The 16,172-nt window shown below is 71.9% G+C and carries 16 protein-coding genes; 5 read left to right on the top strand and 11 right to left on the bottom strand.

All coding sequences use genetic code 11. The annotated features are described in order from the left end of the window. Positions 1-68: 68 nt before the first annotated feature. Positions 69-1,469 (bottom strand): MATE family efflux transporter, encoded by a 1,401-nt coding sequence (locus tag AC59HU_RS02150; RefSeq protein ID WP_497221672.1) that lies wholly within the window; start codon positions 1,467-1,469, stop codon positions 69-71. 105 nt (positions 1,470-1,574) lie between these two features. Next, the gene (locus AC59HU_RS02145) at positions 1,575-2,021 is read right to left on the bottom strand and encodes a MarR family winged helix-turn-helix transcriptional regulator (RefSeq protein WP_497221671.1); all 447 of its coding nucleotides are present in this window, start codon (positions 2,019-2,021) and stop codon (positions 1,575-1,577) included. A gap of 171 nt (positions 2,022-2,192) precedes the next feature. Here AC59HU_RS02145 and AC59HU_RS02140 point away from each other — a divergent pair, with 171 nt between their 5' ends. Together AC59HU_RS02140 and AC59HU_RS02135 are read left to right on the top strand one after the other, a co-directional pair. After that, complete coding sequence (locus AC59HU_RS02140; RefSeq protein ID WP_497221670.1) at positions 2,193-3,428, top strand: ROK family transcriptional regulator; 1,236 nt, start codon at positions 2,193-2,195, stop codon at positions 3,426-3,428. A gap of 2 nt (positions 3,429-3,430) precedes the next feature. After that, positions 3,431-8,338 carry a glycoside hydrolase family 3 N-terminal domain-containing protein gene (locus AC59HU_RS02135; protein ID WP_497221669.1) on the top strand — a complete coding sequence of 1,636 codons (4,908 nt, stop codon included), beginning with the start codon at positions 3,431-3,433 and terminating at the stop codon, positions 8,336-8,338. Positions 8,339-8,444: 106 nt separating this feature from the next. Here the strand turns inward: AC59HU_RS02135 and AC59HU_RS02130 are convergent, their stop codons facing one another. Further along, on the bottom strand, positions 8,445-9,128 hold the full coding sequence (locus AC59HU_RS02130) for an arsenate reductase/protein-tyrosine-phosphatase family protein (RefSeq protein ID WP_497221668.1): 684 nt from the start codon (positions 9,126-9,128) through the stop codon (positions 8,445-8,447). Positions 9,129-9,275: 147 nt separating this feature from the next. Here AC59HU_RS02130 and AC59HU_RS02125 point away from each other — a divergent pair, with 147 nt between their 5' ends. Then, entirely contained in the window at positions 9,276-9,536 is a 261-nt protein-coding gene (locus tag AC59HU_RS02125) for a DUF6458 family protein (RefSeq protein WP_497221667.1), read from the top strand. Between the two features lie 34 nt (positions 9,537-9,570). Next, positions 9,571-9,735 (top strand): hypothetical protein, encoded by a 165-nt coding sequence (locus AC59HU_RS02120; protein WP_497221666.1) that lies wholly within the window; start codon positions 9,571-9,573, stop codon positions 9,733-9,735. Positions 9,736-9,823: 88 nt separating this feature from the next. On the opposite strand, the gene AC59HU_RS02115 is transcribed toward AC59HU_RS02120, so the two are convergent. The 5 genes from AC59HU_RS02115 to AC59HU_RS02095 all read right to left on the bottom strand — a co-directional run bounded on the left by AC59HU_RS02115 (position 9,824) and on the right by AC59HU_RS02095 (position 12,994). Beyond that, entirely contained in the window at positions 9,824-10,273 is a 450-nt protein-coding gene (locus AC59HU_RS02115; protein WP_497221665.1) for a DUF805 domain-containing protein, read from the bottom strand. A 130-nt stretch (positions 10,274-10,403) separates the two neighbouring features. Continuing rightward, positions 10,404-10,646, bottom strand: coding sequence for a hypothetical protein (locus AC59HU_RS02110; RefSeq protein ID WP_497221664.1), 243 nt, complete (start codon positions 10,644-10,646; stop codon positions 10,404-10,406). A gap of 10 nt (positions 10,647-10,656) precedes the next feature. Next, complete coding sequence (locus tag AC59HU_RS02105) at positions 10,657-11,601, bottom strand: alpha/beta fold hydrolase (protein WP_497221663.1); 945 nt, start codon at positions 11,599-11,601, stop codon at positions 10,657-10,659. Positions 11,602-11,629: 28 nt separating this feature from the next. Beyond that, on the bottom strand, positions 11,630-12,664 hold the full coding sequence (locus AC59HU_RS02100; RefSeq protein WP_497221662.1) for an NADPH:quinone reductase: 1,035 nt from the start codon (positions 12,662-12,664) through the stop codon (positions 11,630-11,632). Between the two features lie 33 nt (positions 12,665-12,697). Beyond that, complete coding sequence (locus AC59HU_RS02095) at positions 12,698-12,994, bottom strand: helix-turn-helix transcriptional regulator (RefSeq protein WP_497221661.1); 297 nt, start codon at positions 12,992-12,994, stop codon at positions 12,698-12,700. A gap of 47 nt (positions 12,995-13,041) precedes the next feature. Between AC59HU_RS02095 and map the strand changes: the two genes are divergently transcribed. Further along, the gene (gene map / locus AC59HU_RS02090) at positions 13,042-13,803 is read left to right on the top strand and encodes a type I methionyl aminopeptidase (RefSeq protein ID WP_497221660.1); all 762 of its coding nucleotides are present in this window, start codon (positions 13,042-13,044) and stop codon (positions 13,801-13,803) included. 37 nt (positions 13,804-13,840) lie between these two features. Here the strand turns inward: map and AC59HU_RS02085 are convergent, their stop codons facing one another. The 3 genes from AC59HU_RS02085 to AC59HU_RS02075 all read right to left on the bottom strand — a co-directional run bounded on the left by AC59HU_RS02085 (position 13,841) and on the right by AC59HU_RS02075 (position 16,171). After that, positions 13,841-14,215: a helix-turn-helix domain-containing protein gene (locus tag AC59HU_RS02085; RefSeq protein WP_497221659.1), complete on the bottom strand. Its 375-nt coding sequence runs from the start codon at positions 14,213-14,215 to the stop codon at positions 13,841-13,843. An 88-nt stretch (positions 14,216-14,303) separates the two neighbouring features. Continuing rightward, the gene (locus AC59HU_RS02080) at positions 14,304-15,419 is read right to left on the bottom strand and encodes a cell wall-binding repeat-containing protein (RefSeq protein WP_497221657.1); all 1,116 of its coding nucleotides are present in this window, start codon (positions 15,417-15,419) and stop codon (positions 14,304-14,306) included. A 47-nt stretch (positions 15,420-15,466) separates the two neighbouring features. Continuing rightward, positions 15,467-16,171 carry an alpha/beta fold hydrolase gene (locus tag AC59HU_RS02075; protein ID WP_497221656.1) on the bottom strand — a complete coding sequence of 235 codons (705 nt, stop codon included), beginning with the start codon at positions 16,169-16,171 and terminating at the stop codon, positions 15,467-15,469. Position 16,172 lies beyond the last annotated feature (1 nt).

Raw genomic sequence — 16,172 nt, 5'->3', positions numbered from 1 at the left:
GGCCCCCGACCTGCCCCTCCACGGCCCGACCCCTCCCAGACCCGCCCCCTCCACGGCCCGCCCCCGGCTCACGCGTCCTCCAGCACCGCCTCGGCGCGCCCCGGGCTGCCCTCGGCGAGCCCCCGGTCGATCGCCTTCCGCGACCCGAGCCAGAGCGCCACGCCGAGCACGAAGACGATCGCCTCGGAGACGGTCAGCGACCAGATGATGCCCCCCAGGCCGAACCACAGGTCGCCCAGCAGCACGATCGGGATGAACAGCACCCCCTGCGACAGCGACATCAGGATGGCGGGCAGCGACCGCCCGGTCGCCTGGAAGAGCGAGGTGAGCAGCCCGGTGAACCCGTTCACGATCATCGCCACCAGTTGTGCGGTGAGGATCGTGACCCCGATCGCGAGCACCGACCCGTCGGACGAGAAGGCCGAGAACAGCGGCTCGCGGAAGGCCCAGACCGCTCCGGCCGACACCAGCACGATCGCCCCGACGGTGATCGCCGAGACCCGCACGGCCGAGCTCAGTCGTGCCCGGTCGCCCTTGCCGTAGGCATAGGCGAACAGCGGCAGGATGCCGAGCGTCACGCCCATCACCAGGAACTCCGGCACCTGCGCGATCCGCACGGCGACGCCCATGGCCGCGAGGGCGGTGTCGCCGTAGGCGACCGCCAGGTTGTTGAGCACGAGCGAGGTCACGATCAGGAACGCCGACTGCAGCAGCTCGCCCGAGCCGACGCCGAACACCGGCTTGAGCACCGATGGAGCGAGGCTGAACCAGCGCGGGGCGAGGCTGACGTGCTCGCTGTTGCGGTGCAGCCAGACCGCGAAGTAGGCCACGACGCCGAGGTTCGACAGCCCCATCGCGAGCGCGGCGCCGGCCACGCCCCAGCCCAGCGCCAGGATGAACAGCAGGTCGAACAGGATGTTCGCGACGGTCGATCCGATCAGCGCGATCATCACCTGCCGGGCGGCTCCCTCGGCCCGCACGATCTGCTCCAGGCAGAACGCGGCGGCGAGCACCGGCACGAAGGCCAGCATGACGCCGATGTAGGCGCTCGTGGCGGGGACCGCCTGCGCATCCGCCCCCAGCAGCGTGACCAGCGGGGTGAGGAAGAGCAGGCCGAGACCGCCGAGGACGGCCCCCGAGACGACTGCTCCCCAGAGGGCGAACGACGAGATGTTCTTGATCTCGCCCGCGCGCTCCGGGTCGTTCTCGGAGGCCCCGAGCAGGCGGGAGATGAGAGCGCCTCCGCCCACGCCGAAGACGCCGCCGACGGCCATCACCAGGGCGAGCACCGGGCTGCCGAGGGTGACGGCGGCGAGCAGGCTGCTGTCGTGGAGCGAGCCGATGAAGCCGGCGTTGACGACGTTGTAGACGGCGCCGACGATCATGGCGGCGGCCATCGGCACGCACAGGTGCACGAGGGCGCGCAGGATCGGCGCGGTGGAGAGGTACCAGCGGTTCGAGCGGATCATGACTGCTCCTTTCTGGGGCAGGTTCGAGCGCGCGCCGACGGACGCCGGCACGGCGGGGGAGAGGGTGTGGTCTATCGGGTCGCGCGGCCGAGCGCCGCGCCGCCGCTACGAGCGGGTCGGCTTGGGGAGCTCGCTCGTGATCTTCGCGAGCAGCACGCGCAGGGTGTCCCGCTCGGTGCTGCTGAGCGGGGCGAGGATCTGGTCTTCCGCCGAAGCCATGGCCTCGTCGAAGCCCGCGATCAGCTCGGCCCCGGCGGGGGTGGCGTACACGCGCTTGACCCGCGCGTTGCCCTCCTCGCTGCGCCGTTCGACGAGGCCGCGCCGCTCGAGCCCCTGCAGGAGACTCGAGACGCTGGCCGCGCTCGTGCGGGTGATCTCGGCGAGGTCGCGTTGGATCGCGCCCGGGCTCTGCACCAGGTAGCCGAGCGCGAAGCTCTGCTCGTGGCTGAGCTCGCGCTCACGGATCCAGTCCTCGCCCGCCTTGCGCTGCGCCCAGCCGATCCAGCGGAGCAGTTGCAGGGGGGTCGTGTACTCGAAGTCCGTCGCGTCCATGCTCAGAACTCTAACCGTTAGATCTCGAACAGTCAACCATCGAACCGATCGGCGTCCGCTCGCGGGGCACGACCGGGCCCGGGCTGTGTTTCAATGAGAGGAGAGTGCGCACCCCCGTTCGGGGGCGCGATGGGTGAGTAGTACGACGTCGGTCATCGAAGGGGATGCACGGTGACGGTTCCAGCACAGAACGGGTCCGGTCGGAACGACCATCTCGAGTTCATCCGGCGTGCGGGCCGAACCACCCGCCGTGCGATCGCCGAGCACACCGGGCTCTCCCGCAGCGTCGTCGCCCAGGCGGTCTCCGAGCTGATCGCACAGGGTCTCGTCGTCGAACGCCGGCTGGTTCAGGATGCGCTGCGCTCCGGCCACGGCGCGCAGCGCGGTCGTCCCACCGCCGTGCTCGAGCTCGCCCGCCAGGGCGGTGTCGTGGTCGCCGCCGACATCGGCCACCGGCACCTGACCGTCGCGGTCTGCGACCTGAAGGGGAGCGTGCTGCGGGAGACCCGCATCCCGTTCCCGGTCGACGACTCCGCCCGCGCCACCTTCCGCGAGCTCCACCGTCTCGTCGCCGGCTCGCTCGCGGGCCTCGGCCTCGGGCCCGACGAGGTCGTCGGGTTCGGGGTCTCCTTCCCCTTCCCGGTGACCCGGCGCACCGGCGTGGTCCTGGCCCCGGCGGCGCTCGCCGGCTGGCAGGGCGTCACCGCCGACGAGGCCCGGCCGCCCGGGCTGACCGGGCCGCTGGTGCACGACAACGACGCGAACTTCGGGGCCTGGGGCGAGCGCATCCACGGCGGCACCCCCGACCTCGACAACCTGCTCTACGTCAAGCTCGGCCACGGCATCGGGTCGGGCGTCATCGTCGACGGGATGCTGTTGTCCGGCGCCCGGGGGACCAGCGGCGAGATGGGCCACATCCAGGTCGACCCGCACGGCGAGCTCTGCCGCTGCGGGCGTCGCGGCTGCCTCGAGACCGTGGTCGCCGCGAGCCTGCCCGACCGCGAGCTGGCGGGAGCCCGGGTCGGCCGCGCCATCGCCCAGCTGAGCGCCTTCGTCGACGCCGAGGTGGTCATCCTCGGGGGGCGCTTCGGTGCCTCGGACCAGGCGCTGATGGACGGGGTGCGGGACGCCTTCACCCGGTTCGCGCCCGACATCGGAGTGTCCGGCACAGGCCTGCCCGGCGCCGAGCCCCTGGGGTCGCCGCGGGTGCGCATCCGCGCCGCCGCGCTCGGCGAGCGGTCGGAGCTCGTCGGCATCATCGACCGCACCCTCTCGGCCGCCTGGGCCTCGAGCGCGCGCCGTTCGGCGACACGCCGGACCGACGCGCATTCGTCCTGGGACCGGACGAATTCAGAGGTTCTACTGGAAATTCCGCTCGACGTCGAGCGGTTCGTCATGAAGGAGTGACTGTGCCCGCACCAGGTCCCCGGTCCGTTGCCACCCGTTCCCCCCGCCGCCCCCTGCGCGGCATCGTCGCCACCGGAGTGGTCTCGGCCCTGATGGCCGCGTTCCTGGTCGTCGGCCAGTCCGCCGTCTCGTCGGCGGTCGCCGCGGAACCGGATCTCGCGCTCACCGGAACGACCACGGCATCGGCGTCGCAGAACGACAAGGACGGCAACTTCCCGGCCTCCAACGCCACCGACGGCAACGACGCCACCCGGTGGGCGAGCGGCAACGGGCCCGACTCTGACACGACCTTCACCGCATCCCTCACCAGCGACCTCGGCTCGATCGCCACGGTCACGGGGGTCTCGATCTCGTGGGAGGCCGCGTACGCGGTCGCCTACGACGTGCAGGTCGCCTCGGCGAACCCCGCCGACGACTCGAGCTGGAGCACCGCCGCCTCGCGCACCGCGGGTGTCGGCGGCACCGAGCAGGTCGTCTTCGACGCCCCGGTGCAGGCCCGGTACGTGCGACTGGCGATGCTGAAGCGCGCGGCCGCCACCTGGGAGGCGCCGACGCTGCACTACTACGGCTACTCCGTCTACACCTTCGCCGTGCGGGGCACGGTCGCCGTGCCCACCGCGGGCTTCGACTCGCAGGCCGTCGACGTGGCCGCCGGCTCCGACGCCACCGTCGGCGTCTCCTTGAACAGCGTCTCGGATGCCGACCAGACGGTGCACGTGACCAGCGCCGACGATTCCGCCACCGCGGGCACCGACTACACCGCCGTCGACCAGGTCGTCACCATCCCGGCCGGCCAGACCAGCGCATCCGTCACCGTGCCCACGGTGTCGCACGGAGCGCTGACGCCGGTGCGCACCTTCAGGCTCACCCTGACCGACCCCTCGGACGGCATCACCATCGGCGGTCGCGACACCGCGGTCGTCACGATCCGCCCGACGGGCGAGCTCCCCAACGACGGCGCGACCACCGTGCTCCAGGGCTTCGAGTCCGGCGTCCCCTCGGACTACTCGACCTGGGCCAGCCGTGACGAGGTGAAGCCCGTGCTCTCGACCGTCGTCGACGACACGATCCCGGGCGCACCGGTCGACAACCACGTGCTCGTCGCGACCGTCTCGGGCACGCCCACGGGGTCCGACTGGTTCGGCTTCACCAACGACACCGCCGCGCAGGACTGGTCGGCGTCGGACGGCTTCAGCTTCTGGTTCCTCGGCACCGGCAGCGGCAAGTCCCTCGGCTACGAGGTCAAGTCCGGCGGGCAGCTCTTCGACCGCACGGTCATCGACGACACCGCCGGCTGGCGCCGGGTCAGCGTGCTGTTCACCGATCTCCGCGTCAAGAACGACCCGTCGAACCCGGCCCGCTTCACTCCCTCGGCCTCGACCGGTTTCGCCGTGACCCTCACCGGCCTGGGCGCCGGCACCTGGTCGTTCGACGACTTCGGCACCTTCGAGCGCGCCACCACCCTCGAGGACTTCCAGGGCGACGTGCCGCGTGGCACGGGCGCGAACCCGGTCGGGTTCTTCACCTGGGGCTCGGCCGAGAACCTCGCGACGATGGATGTCACGGCGCAGGCGCGCGGCGACGTCCCCGACAACAAGGTGCTCTCCGGCAGCTACCTGATCCCCTCGGGCGGCGCCTACGCGGGCTTCAGCGACAACCTGGCCTCCTCGCAGGACTGGAGCTCCTACAAGGGCCTCCGCTTCTGGTGGTACGCCTCGCAGGCCAGCAACCCCGCCTCGCCCACGGCCGGCGACGACATCAAGGTCGAGCTGAAGGACGGCGGGCCCGACGGCGAGCACTCCGAGCTGTGGACGACGACCTTCAAGGACAACTGGGGCAGCTCGACCAGCCGCTGGAAGCTCGTCGAGCTCCCGTTCAGCGCCTTCTCGATCGGCTCGTACCAGCCCGGCAGCGCCGCCACCCAGAACGGCACCCTCGACCTCACGAGCGCCTGGGGCTTCGCCATCACCTTCGCGCCCGGCAAGCCGACGAGCACCAACTGGGCCGTCGACGACGTGCAGATCTACGGCACGCCGGAGCAGGCCGCGAACCTGAAGGTCAGCACGACCCAGGACGTCTACCTCCTCGACCCGGGCGCCACCGCCCAGGTCGGGGTGACGCTCACCACCTCGAACGGCGAGCCGCTCACCGGGCCGGTCGACGTGACCTACGCCCCGGGCACGGGAACGGCCGAGATCGGGACCCACGTCGCCGGTTTCGGCGGCACGCTGAACTTCGCCGCGGGCACCGAGTCGGGCACCACGCAGACCTTCGACGTGTCGGCGCTGGCCGCAGGCACGTCGGGCGACCAAGCCCGGAGCATCCCGATCGTGCTCGACGCCGAGGGCGCGCAGCTCCCGGCGAGCGCCCCGAAGGTCGTGGTGAACGCCCACGGGCTGCCCTACCTCGACTCCTCGCTGCCGGTGGCCACCCGCGTCGAAGACCTGATGGGCCGGATGAGCCTGGCCGAGAAGGTCGGCCAGATGGCGCAGGCCGAGCGCCTGGGTCTGACCTCGCCGAGCCAGATCGCCGACCTCGGCCTCGGCTCGATCCTCTCCGGCGGCGGGTCCACCCCCGCCGAGAACACGCCCGAGGCGTGGGCCGCGATGATCGACGGCTTCCAGCAGCAGGCGCTGTCGACCTCGCTCCAGATCCCGCTGCTCTACGGGGCGGATGCGGTGCACGGTCACAGCAACGTGCTCGACGCCACGATCTTCCCGCACAACATCGGGCTCGGCGCGACCCGCGACCCGGCCCTCGTGCAGACGCTGGCCGAGGACACCGCGATCGAGACCAAGACCACGGGCGTCAACTGGGCCTTCGCCCCGTGCCTGTGCGTCAGCCGCGACGAGCGCTGGGGCCGAACCTACGAATCCTTCGGTGAGGACCCGGCGTTGGTGACCACCTTCTCCGCCGCCAACACCGTGGGCCTGCAGGGCGACGACCCGAGCGACAAGTCGGCCGCCGACGAGGTGCTCGCGACCGCGAAGCACTGGGTCGGCGACGGCGGCACGACGTACGACCCGTCGAAGGCGGGCAACGGCTACCCGATCGACCAGGGGCTCACCGAGTCGCCGTCGCTCGAGCAGTTCATGACCACCTACGTCGACCCGTACATCCCCTCGATCGACGCCGGGGTCGGCAGCATCATGCCCTCGTACTCGGGTGTCGACATCGGCGGGACCGGTGACGTCCGGATGCACGAGAACACCGCCCTGAACACGACGCTGCTGAAGCAGCAGCTCGGGTTCGACGGCTTCCTCATCAGCGACTGGGAGGGCATCGACAAGCTGCCGGGCGGCACCTACGCCGAGAAGGCGGTCCGCTCGGTCAACTCGGGCCTGGACATGGCGATGGCGCCCTACAACTTCAAGGCGTTCATCACCAGCATCTCCGACGCGGTGACCACGTCGAAGACGGTGTCGCAAGAGCGCGTCGACGACGCGGTGCGCCGCATCCTGACGCAGAAGTTCGAGCTGGGGCTGTTCGAGAGCCCCTTCGCCGACCGAAGCCTCGCCGACGAGTTCGGGGGAGCGGCCCACCGGGCCGACGCCCGCCAGGCCGCCGCCGAGTCGCAGGTGCTGCTGAAGAACGACGACGTGCTCCCGCTCGCGAAGAACGCCCACGTCTACGTCGCCGGCTCCAACGCCGACGACCTGGGCAACCAGATGGGCGGCTGGACGATCTCGTGGCAGGGCGGCTCCGGCGCCACGGCGACGACGGGCACGACCATCCTGCAGGGCATGAAGCAGGTGGCCCCGGATGCGACGATCACCTACTCGAAGGACGCCTCGGCCCCGATGGCCGGCAACGACGTCGGCGTCGTGGTGGTTGGCGAGACGCCCTACGCCGAGGGGCAGGGCGACGTCGGCAACAACGGCCACAGCCTGTCGCTCACGGCGAGCGACAAGGCCGCGATCGACGCGGTCTGCGGCGCGATGAAGTGCGTGGTGCTGGTGGTCGCCGGCCGCACGCAGCTCGTCACCGATCAGCTCGGCGAGATCTCGGGCCTCGTGGCCTCCTTCCTCCCCGGCAGCGAGGGTGCCGGCGTGGCCGACACCCTGTTCGGCCAGACGCCCTTCACGGGTCGACTGCCGCTGACCTGGCCGGCCTCCGCCGATCAGGTGCCGATCAACGTCGGCGACGCGGCCTACCAGCCGCTGTTCGCCTACGGCTGGGGCGAGCGCACCGATTCGCCGCTGGCCCGGCTGACGGCGCTGTCCGGTTCGCTGGCCGAGGGTTCGGCCTCGCGTGCCGCCGTCGACGCCCTCATCGCGGCGCCGATCTGGGATGGTTCCGGGTCGGTCGTCGACTCGGCCGAGGCCCGCGCCCAGGTGGCGCAGCTGGCGGCGAACGCGGCGGGTGCCCTCACCGGCCCGGCGGCGACCACGCTCTCGGCGACCGCCTCGGTCACTCTGGCCCAGGCGGCACCCGTCACCCTCACCGGGCTCGACGCGCCGACGCTCGCCGCAGCCGACGACCTCGTCTCGGTCGTGCGCGACCTCGCCCAGGCCGCGGTGGTGGACGGGACGACCGCGACCGGCGACTCCTCGTCGGCCGTGACGGCGGATGCGGAGCACGCGCTGCTCAGCGGCGACGCGCTCACCGCGGTGCGCCTGCTCGCCTCGGTCTTCGGCGTCACGGTCGTCGACCCGCAGCCGGGCACCGACCCCGGCACCGGGGTCGATCCGGGCACCGGGAACGGGAACGGGAACGGCTCGGGCACCGGCGTGGGTGCGGGTAACGGAACCGGGACGGGCACCGGCTCGGGCAGCTCGTCCGCGGCCGGCTCGGGCTCGGGGCTGGCGATGACCGGCAGCCAGGCGATGGTCGGGGTGCTGGCCGCGCTGCTGCTGCTCGGAGTCGGTGGCGGGCTGATCGTGGCCCGACGGCGGCGCCGGACGGTGTAGCCCGGCAGTCATGCGGGAGGGCCGGGCCTTCGGGCCCGGCCCTCCGTGCGTGGTCGGCGGTGCGTGGCCGGCGGCGTGTACTCGGTGGTGCGTGCTCGGCGGCGTGTCAGGCGATCGGTCTGAGGCGCACCGTCAGGGCCTGGATGCGACGGACCAGCAGGGTGAAGGCGCTGTCGTAGGCCTCCGGCGTGTCCAGCGGGGCGGGATCCGGGATCGACCAGTGCAGGTCGTCGCGCCCCTCCATCAGCTCGTGGGCGCTGTCGCAGACCGTGATCACGAGGTCGCGCTCGGCGAGCACCTGATCGATGTGCTTCGGGCCGGTGGCGGGGTCGATCCGCAGACCGTGCCGGCCGGCGGCCTCGACGGCGCCCGGGCGGACTTCGGGACCTGGGGCCATCCCGGCCGAGGCCGCCGGGATGCCGCTGGTGTCGCGCCAGATCGCCTCGGCGAGCTGCGACCGCGCCGAATTGGCCGTGCAGACGAAGACCACCCGCTCTGGGACCTCGAGCGCGCGCGGGGTCAGGGTGTCGAAGATCTCCGGATGCAGGGAGATGTAGGTCCGCCGCCGGTCGGACTCCGAGCGGGTGCGCGAGACGATCTGCGCCTTCTCCAGCACTCGGAGGTGATGGGCGACGAGATTGGAGCGGAGAGCGAGCACGTTCTCGACCTCGGAGGAGGACAGGTCGCCCACGGTGAGCAGGTCGACGATCCTCAATCGCGTCGGATCGGCCAGCGCGGCGAAGACCTCCACGCGTCGCTTCAGCTCGGTCATCACGGATTCCTTCGTCACGGACGGATCGGATCAACTCAATCGTTATTGACTCAATCATGGTAGGCATGTTCGGAGACGGCACGCAGTCCCGGTGAGGGTCAGAAGATTCTCAGCCGGCTGCAGTCGGCACCGCGAACCGTTCGCGGTGCGAGAGGAGAGCACATCTTGGGTATCGGTTCAGGCATCGGCCTGTTCGTGATCGGAGCCATCCTGGCGTTCGCCGTGAACGTCGATCTCGGCGGCTATGTCAATCTGTCACTCATCGGGTACATCCTGATGGGCGCGGGCGTGGTCGTCTTCCTGATCAGCCTCATCTTCGTGCTCCGTCGTCGTCAGTCGACGGCCACCACCCGAACCGCGGTCGACCCGGCCAGCGGTGAGCAGGTGACGCGTAGCACCCGCGACACCAACGGTCCGCTCGTCTGATCCCTCTCATTCCCCGCAACAAAGGAGCAACACAGTGAACATCCTTCTCGTCATCATCGCCGTCATCGCGATCATCCTGCTGTTCACGGGCGGTTTCGTCTCGTCGCTGAACTTCCTCATCTGGGTCGGCGTCATCCTGCTGGTCGTCGCGGTCATCGTGTTCCTGGTGCGACTGCTCACCGGCAACCGTCGCGTCTGATCTGCTGACGGAGTGACGCCTTGAGGCGTCACTCACGCGAAGAGGCCCAGGGGATTCCCCCTGGGCCTCTTCGCGTGCACCCCGCGTGCTACCGGTCGAAGCGGGCGCCGGCCGGGTTCGGTGAGAGCACGGCGAACACGATCAGCACGATGCCGCCGAAGGGCACGAAGCCGATCAGGATCCACCACGCGCTGTGGTTGACGTCGTGCAGCCGACGGGCGAGCAGGGCCAGGAACGGGACGAGGGTCGCCACCGCCCACAGACCCCAGATGACGAAGACGACGACCGAGCCCGCACTCGGGGTCGCGTAGGTCTGATCCATCTGCAGGCCGTAGCCGCCGGTGGCGAAGGCGAGGATGTTGAACACCAGGTTCACGAGGGCGTTGACCAGGTACCACCACCAGAACTCGGCACGGCCCGCCCGCCCGGTGAACGTGGCGTACTTCTTCCAGAACCGGGCGACGGCCTCGCCGATCGGAGCGCCGTAGTACGGGGCGTCGAGCGGAACGGCGGCGGGGGAGGTCGTAGGGACGGTCACGATGGGCCTCTCGGTGGCAAGGACGGGGCGACGGCACTGCCGACAGTAGCGTGGCGCTCCCCGGGCCTGACAAGCCCCCGATCGGGTGGCGCGTCCCGGCACCCTCCACAGATAGGGTGCCGGTCGCGGGCTACGCGTCCTTCTGGTGCGAGAGCGTGCTGCTCGAGGGATTCACGTACACGCCGTCGGCCGGCTCGGGGTCGGGCTGGTTGGCGTGGGTGTTGTCCTTGCCCTCGTAGAACGCCGCGTCGGCGCGCTCCTGGGCGTCGCGGCCGTCGGCCTTGTCGTCCTCGCTCGCCTCGTCGGCGCCGCTCATGATCGGGCCGTCCTGCACGGTGTCGTCGTTGTCGGGGGTGTTGCTGTCGTCGCTCATGTCCGCGACCCTAGCCCCGTTCGGGCGATCGCGCCTCTCGGGGCGTCCCGGCATCCTGAACCCCGCGGGCGGTCTCGGAGAGCCCGCCGTGGTTCGGTGCGACGTGCGCGAGGATGCGGGCCCACTGGGTCGCGATGGCCAGCGCCCCGCCGGAGGAGACCCGCACGACCCGCGCCGACCGCAGCCGCGAGCGGTACCAGTACCCGTCGTAGCGGTCGACGTAGGTCATGTCGTCGGCGTAGATCAGGCGCACGTCGGCAGTGGCCGAGCCGAGCTCCCGCGCCCAGGAGCGGTCGCGGAGCGCTTCGCGGTCGGCCGCCGTGCCCGCCCCGCCCTGCGTGGCCGCCTCGGCGAGCATCCGGTCGAGCCGGTTGCGGAGCCCGGGGCGGTCCAGTCGCGGGTCGTCGCGGGGGATGCCGAGGGATTCGAGACCGAACGGCGGGAGCGCCTGGGTCGCCGGGTCGAAGGTGAAGCCGTGGGGAGCCGCGGTCTGCACCGTGGCGACGCGATCGACGAGCTCCGGATGCCGCGACGCGAGCGAGAGGGCGACCATGCCGCCGGTGCCCCAGCCGACGACACCGGCCGGCCCGAGCACGGTGCCGTTGGAGTGCCGGGCGTCCTTCTGCGAGGCCCTCAGGTAGGCCGCGAGGTCGTCGGCGCGGTGCTGGATGCTCGGCCGGTCGGCGGTGCCTCCGGCGGTCGCCGAGTCGCGCACGCGGGTGCTGGTGTCGATGCCCGGCCCGACCGACCCGACCGGGGGCGTCGCGCCGTAGCCGGGTCGCTCCAGCGACACCAGGTGCACGCCCCACCGGTCGGTGACCATCGGGTCGGGGTCGAACATCCCGCCGCCGGGCGTCGGCAGGCAGAACAGCACGAGCCGCGTGGCGAGGGGATCGCCGGTCGCGGAGAGCCCGACGACGTCGCCGGAGGGGAGGGTGGTCAGTTGGTTGGCCATGGGATCCGTTCTCTGTCCGTGCGCGGGCTCAGTGGTCGGAGAGGTCGGCGACGTCGATCAGCACCTTGCCGACGACCCCCTGTTCCACGGCGTCGTGCGCGGCCGCGGTCTCCTCCAGGGCGAACCGCACGAGCGGCAGCCCGGCCGCCGTACCCACGGGCAGTGCCCCGTCGGCCAGGGCCGCCGTGATGTCCTCGGCCGCCGCGGCCAGCGCCTCCCGACCGACGGTGTAGAGCAGCAAGAACTGGTACCGCGCGTTGATCGCGAAGTGCGCCCGCACGTCCAGGGTCATCGTGTCGCCGCCGTCGTTGGCGTAGACGGCGATGCTGCCGTGGTTCGCGAGCACCGCCGCATCCAACCCGGCATCGGCCGAGGGGGAGACCTCGACCACCTGATCGACGCCGTCGGGGGCCGCCGCGCGGATGCGCTCGGCGGCATCCTCCTCGCGGTAGTTGACGACGACGTCGGCGCCGGCGGAGGTGGCCGACGCCGCCTTCTCGGCGGAGGAGACGGTGGTGATGACGGTCGCGCCCGCCCAGTGCGCGAGCTGGATCGCCGCGTGCCCCACCGCCCCCGCTCCGCCGGCGACCAGCACCGTGCGGCCCTCGAGCGCGCCGGGGTGCAGGCGGGTCGGTCCGTTCTCGTGCACGGTCAGGGCGCGGTGTGCGGTCATCGCCGGCACGCCCATCGAGGCGCCCTCGTCGAAACCGACGCCGTCGGGCAGCTTCACGACCCGCTCGGCCGGCACCACGGTGTACTCCTGGGCCGTGCCGGTGGGCCGCTGGTAGGCGGAGAGGAACAGCCAGACGCGATCGCCGGGCACGACCGAGGTCACGCCGGATCCGACCGCGTCGACGATCCCCGCCCCGTCCTGGTTCGGCGTGCGCTCGCCCGTGTCGCCGGCGCCGGTGCCCCCGCCGGAACGGTTCTTCCAGTCGGTCGGGTTGACGGCCGACACGGCGATGCGCACGCGCACCTCGCCGGCCGCCGGTTCGGGCACGGGTCGCTCCTGGAGTCGCAGGACCTCGGACGAACCGCTCTCGGAAAACACGATCGCTCTCATGTCTCCAGTGAACCCCTCGGGGTGCGTCGCCCGCTAGGCGCTCCGCTCGTCCTGCCCGACGTGCTCGGCGTGTTCGGCGGGCCGGGCCGGTCTGATCTCGACGGCCAGCGCATCCAGCGAGAGCCCGAGCGTCGCCGCGAGGGCCGCGACGACGCCGAATGCCGGGCTCGGCAGCCTCCCGGTCTCGATCTTGCGGAGGGTCTCGGGCGAGATGCCGGCCGAGAGGGCGATCTCGGCGAGGGGCCGTCGGCCGCGCGCGACGCGGAGGGTCTCGCCGAGGCGCCGCCCGGCCTCGAGCTGCTCGGGCGTGAGCGGAGCGCGGACCATCATGACGACCTCCCGGGACCGTGGATTGGAGTTGGTATTATTATACCGGAATGATCGAATTGCACACCCCCGCCGAGATCGACCGGATGCGCGCCGCCGGAGCCTTCGTCAGGCGCACCCTCGACGAGCTCGCCGCGCAGGCCGCCGTGGGCGTCAACCTGCTCGAGCTGGAGGCCGAGGCCCGGCGGCGGGTGGCCGAGCGCGGCGCGGTCTCCTGCTACTGGGACTACGCGCCGTCGTTCGGCAACGGACCGTTCCGCAACGTGATCTGCCTCTCGGTTAACGACGCCGCCCAGCACGGACTCCCGCACGACTACGCGCTCCGCGACGGCGACGTGCTGAGCCTGGACTTCGCCGTCTCCGTGGACGGCTGGGTGGCGGATGCGGCGGTGACGGTCGTCGTCGGACGGGCGGATCCCGCCGACCTGCGGCTGATCCGCTCGACCGAGGAGGCCTTGCGCGCGGGCATCGCCGCCGCGGTGCCCGGGAACCGGATCGGGGACATCTCGGCGGCTATCGGTATGGTCGCCTCCGCGTACGGGTACCCGGTCAACCACGATTTCGGCGGCCATGGGGTGGGGCGGACGATGCACGGCGACCTGTTCATCTGCAACGACGGTCGCGCCGGCCGCGGGTACCGCATCCGGCCGGGGATGGTGTTCGCCCTCGAGCCCTGGTGGGCGAAGACGACGGCGCGTCTGCGCACGGATGCGGACGGCTGGACCCTGCGGTCGGCCGACGGCAGCCGGGCGGCTCACACGGAGCACACCCTGGCCGTGACGGAGGACGGGCCGCTCGTGCTGACCGCGTGACGGCCCGACCGGGAACTCGACCGGCAGCCGGTGCGGGTCAGGCCGCGAGGGCGAACGCGGAGGCCGAGGTCGACACGGTCGTCACCACGGTCGCCGGGGCGGCTGCGGGCGCGGCTGCGGGCACCGTGGTCTCGGCGGTCAGCCGGGCGGCGGCACCCCGGGTGAGGTCGACCAGGGAGAGGTCGAGCGCCGTGCCGAGGGCCGCGAGGATCTCGCTCGAGGGTTCCTTGGAGCCGCGCTCGATCTCGGAGAGGTACTGGGGAGAGACCCGCGCCCGACCGGCGACCCGGCGGAGCGACTCGCCGCGCGTCTGTCGGACGGTGCGGAGTTCGTCACCCACGACCTCGCGCCACAGACGCTCGGGCCGGATGGGGGACGGGTCGGCGTTCGAGGGGGCGGCAGCGTGGCTCATGGTGACAGTCAACCCGCCGGACGACCGCGGGGGCACGTGGTTCCGCTGACAGCAGACACACGTGCCCCCGGGGCCGCAGAGGGACCGCCTAGTTCTCGAGCGCTCCGCGCGGCGAGGTCGGTACCGACTCCGACTTGGTCGTCGCCGTTCCGCAGGTCTGGAGCTCGTCCAGCGCCGGCGAGGCGAGCGAGGCCGGTCCACCGACCAGGTAGACGTACGAGGACTCGAGGTCCTCGATGTCGGCCAGCACCACGTCCGGCAGGCAGTCCTGCTGCGACAGGTACATCGGCCCACCGAAGAGGGCGGCGATGGGGCCGGCGGCCAAGGCGTCGGGGAAGGTCTGTCCCGAGGCGATGAACACACTCGGCGCGCTGCCGAAGAACTCGACCGCCACGGCGACCGAGGTCTGGTAGCGGTCCTCGCCGCTCAGACGGATGGTGGAATCCTCCTCGCCTCCGATGATGCCGGCGATCGCCGCGACCGTGTCGTCCGACACCGACGACTCGCCGCCGACGATGGCCGCCTGGCTGAGTCCCAGGTGCTCGATCAGCTGCGCGGTCGCGTCGTCCAGGCCCGTCGGGGGCACCAGGATGACGGGGCCGCCCACGTGGGCGCCGGCAGGGCCCGCGGAGAGCGCGTCGGCGAAGTTCGCGCCGGAGGCGAACAGCCCCGTGCGCACTCCGCAGGTCTCGGCCTCGGGCTCGGGCTCGGGGCAGAAGGCGTCTTCGGCGATCTTGCGCGAGGTCTCGTAGCGGTCGACGCCGGCGACCCGGGTCGTGGCGCCCGGCGCGTACTGGGCGATCTGCTCGAAGGTGCCCTCCGAGATGGAGTTCACCCCGCCGACCACCACGATGCGCGCGGGCTCGAGATCGCCGAGCTGGTCCGCCGCCAGCGCGTTCAGCGAGTCACCGGTCGTGAGCACGATCGCCCCGCCGACGGCGCCGGCGGCCGGTACGGACGACAGCGCGTCCGGGTAGGAGTAGGCGTTGGCGACGTAGACGACCGGCGGCGTGGGCACCTCCGGAATCGAGAAGGCCGAATTGAGGCTCTGGTTGGTCTCGAACCGGTCGGCTCCCTGGAACCGGTAGGTCGACGGCGGATCGGACGGCGACGGAGACGGTTCGGCCGCCCCCGCTGCGAGAGCCGGGCTGCCGGCGAGGATGACTGCTGTGGTCAGAACTGCGAGCGCGGTGCGCCTGATCATGATTCCCCCCATTGGGATCCGCGCCGACACTCGTTGGCGGCGCGGGCTCAGCGTAGCAGCGGGGCGAGGTGCTGCCAGACCAGGTCGGGACGGCTGAGGAAGGGGTGGTGGCCGGTCGGCAGCTCGGCCCGCCGGGTCGCGCGCGCGGCGTGCCAGCGCTGCAGGTCGACGGTGGTGCTGCGGTCGTCGGCGCAGACGAGATAGGTGGAGTCCACACCGGTCCAGCCGGCCGCGGTCGTCGGGGTGACGAAGGAGGCCGCCGCCTGCTCGGTCACCCGCTGCCAGGCCTCGCGCTGCACCTCGGGCTGCGCATCCTGCAGGAAGCGGGCGGCGAAGGCCGGCTCGTCGATGTCGTCGAGCGCGAGCATTCCGGAGCCCGCATCCCGAACCGCGACCGGGTCGGGCTCGTCGCCCAGGATCGCGGCCTGCGCCAGGCCGACCTCGGGCAGGTACGAGGAGATGAGCACGAGGTGGGCGACGGCCGGATGCACGCCCGCCTCGGCGATCACCGTGCCCCCGTAGGAGTGGCCGACGACGAGCGCCGGGCCGTCGACCTCGTCGAGGGCCGCGCGGAGGGCGGCGGAATCCTCGACCAGCCCGCCTTCGCCCGCGGGCGCGCCCGTCTCGCCGCACGAGGGCAGGGCGAGGGCGCGACTGCGGATGCCCGTGTGCTGCTCGATCAGCGACGCGGTGGGCCGCCACCACCACGCGCCGTCGCGGACCAGGGCGCCGTGCACGAAGATCAGTTCCATG

The sequence above is a fragment of the Herbiconiux sp. 320_LB genome, from assembly GCF_059691755.1.
This window is presented reverse-complemented; position numbering and strand designations above follow the sequence as displayed.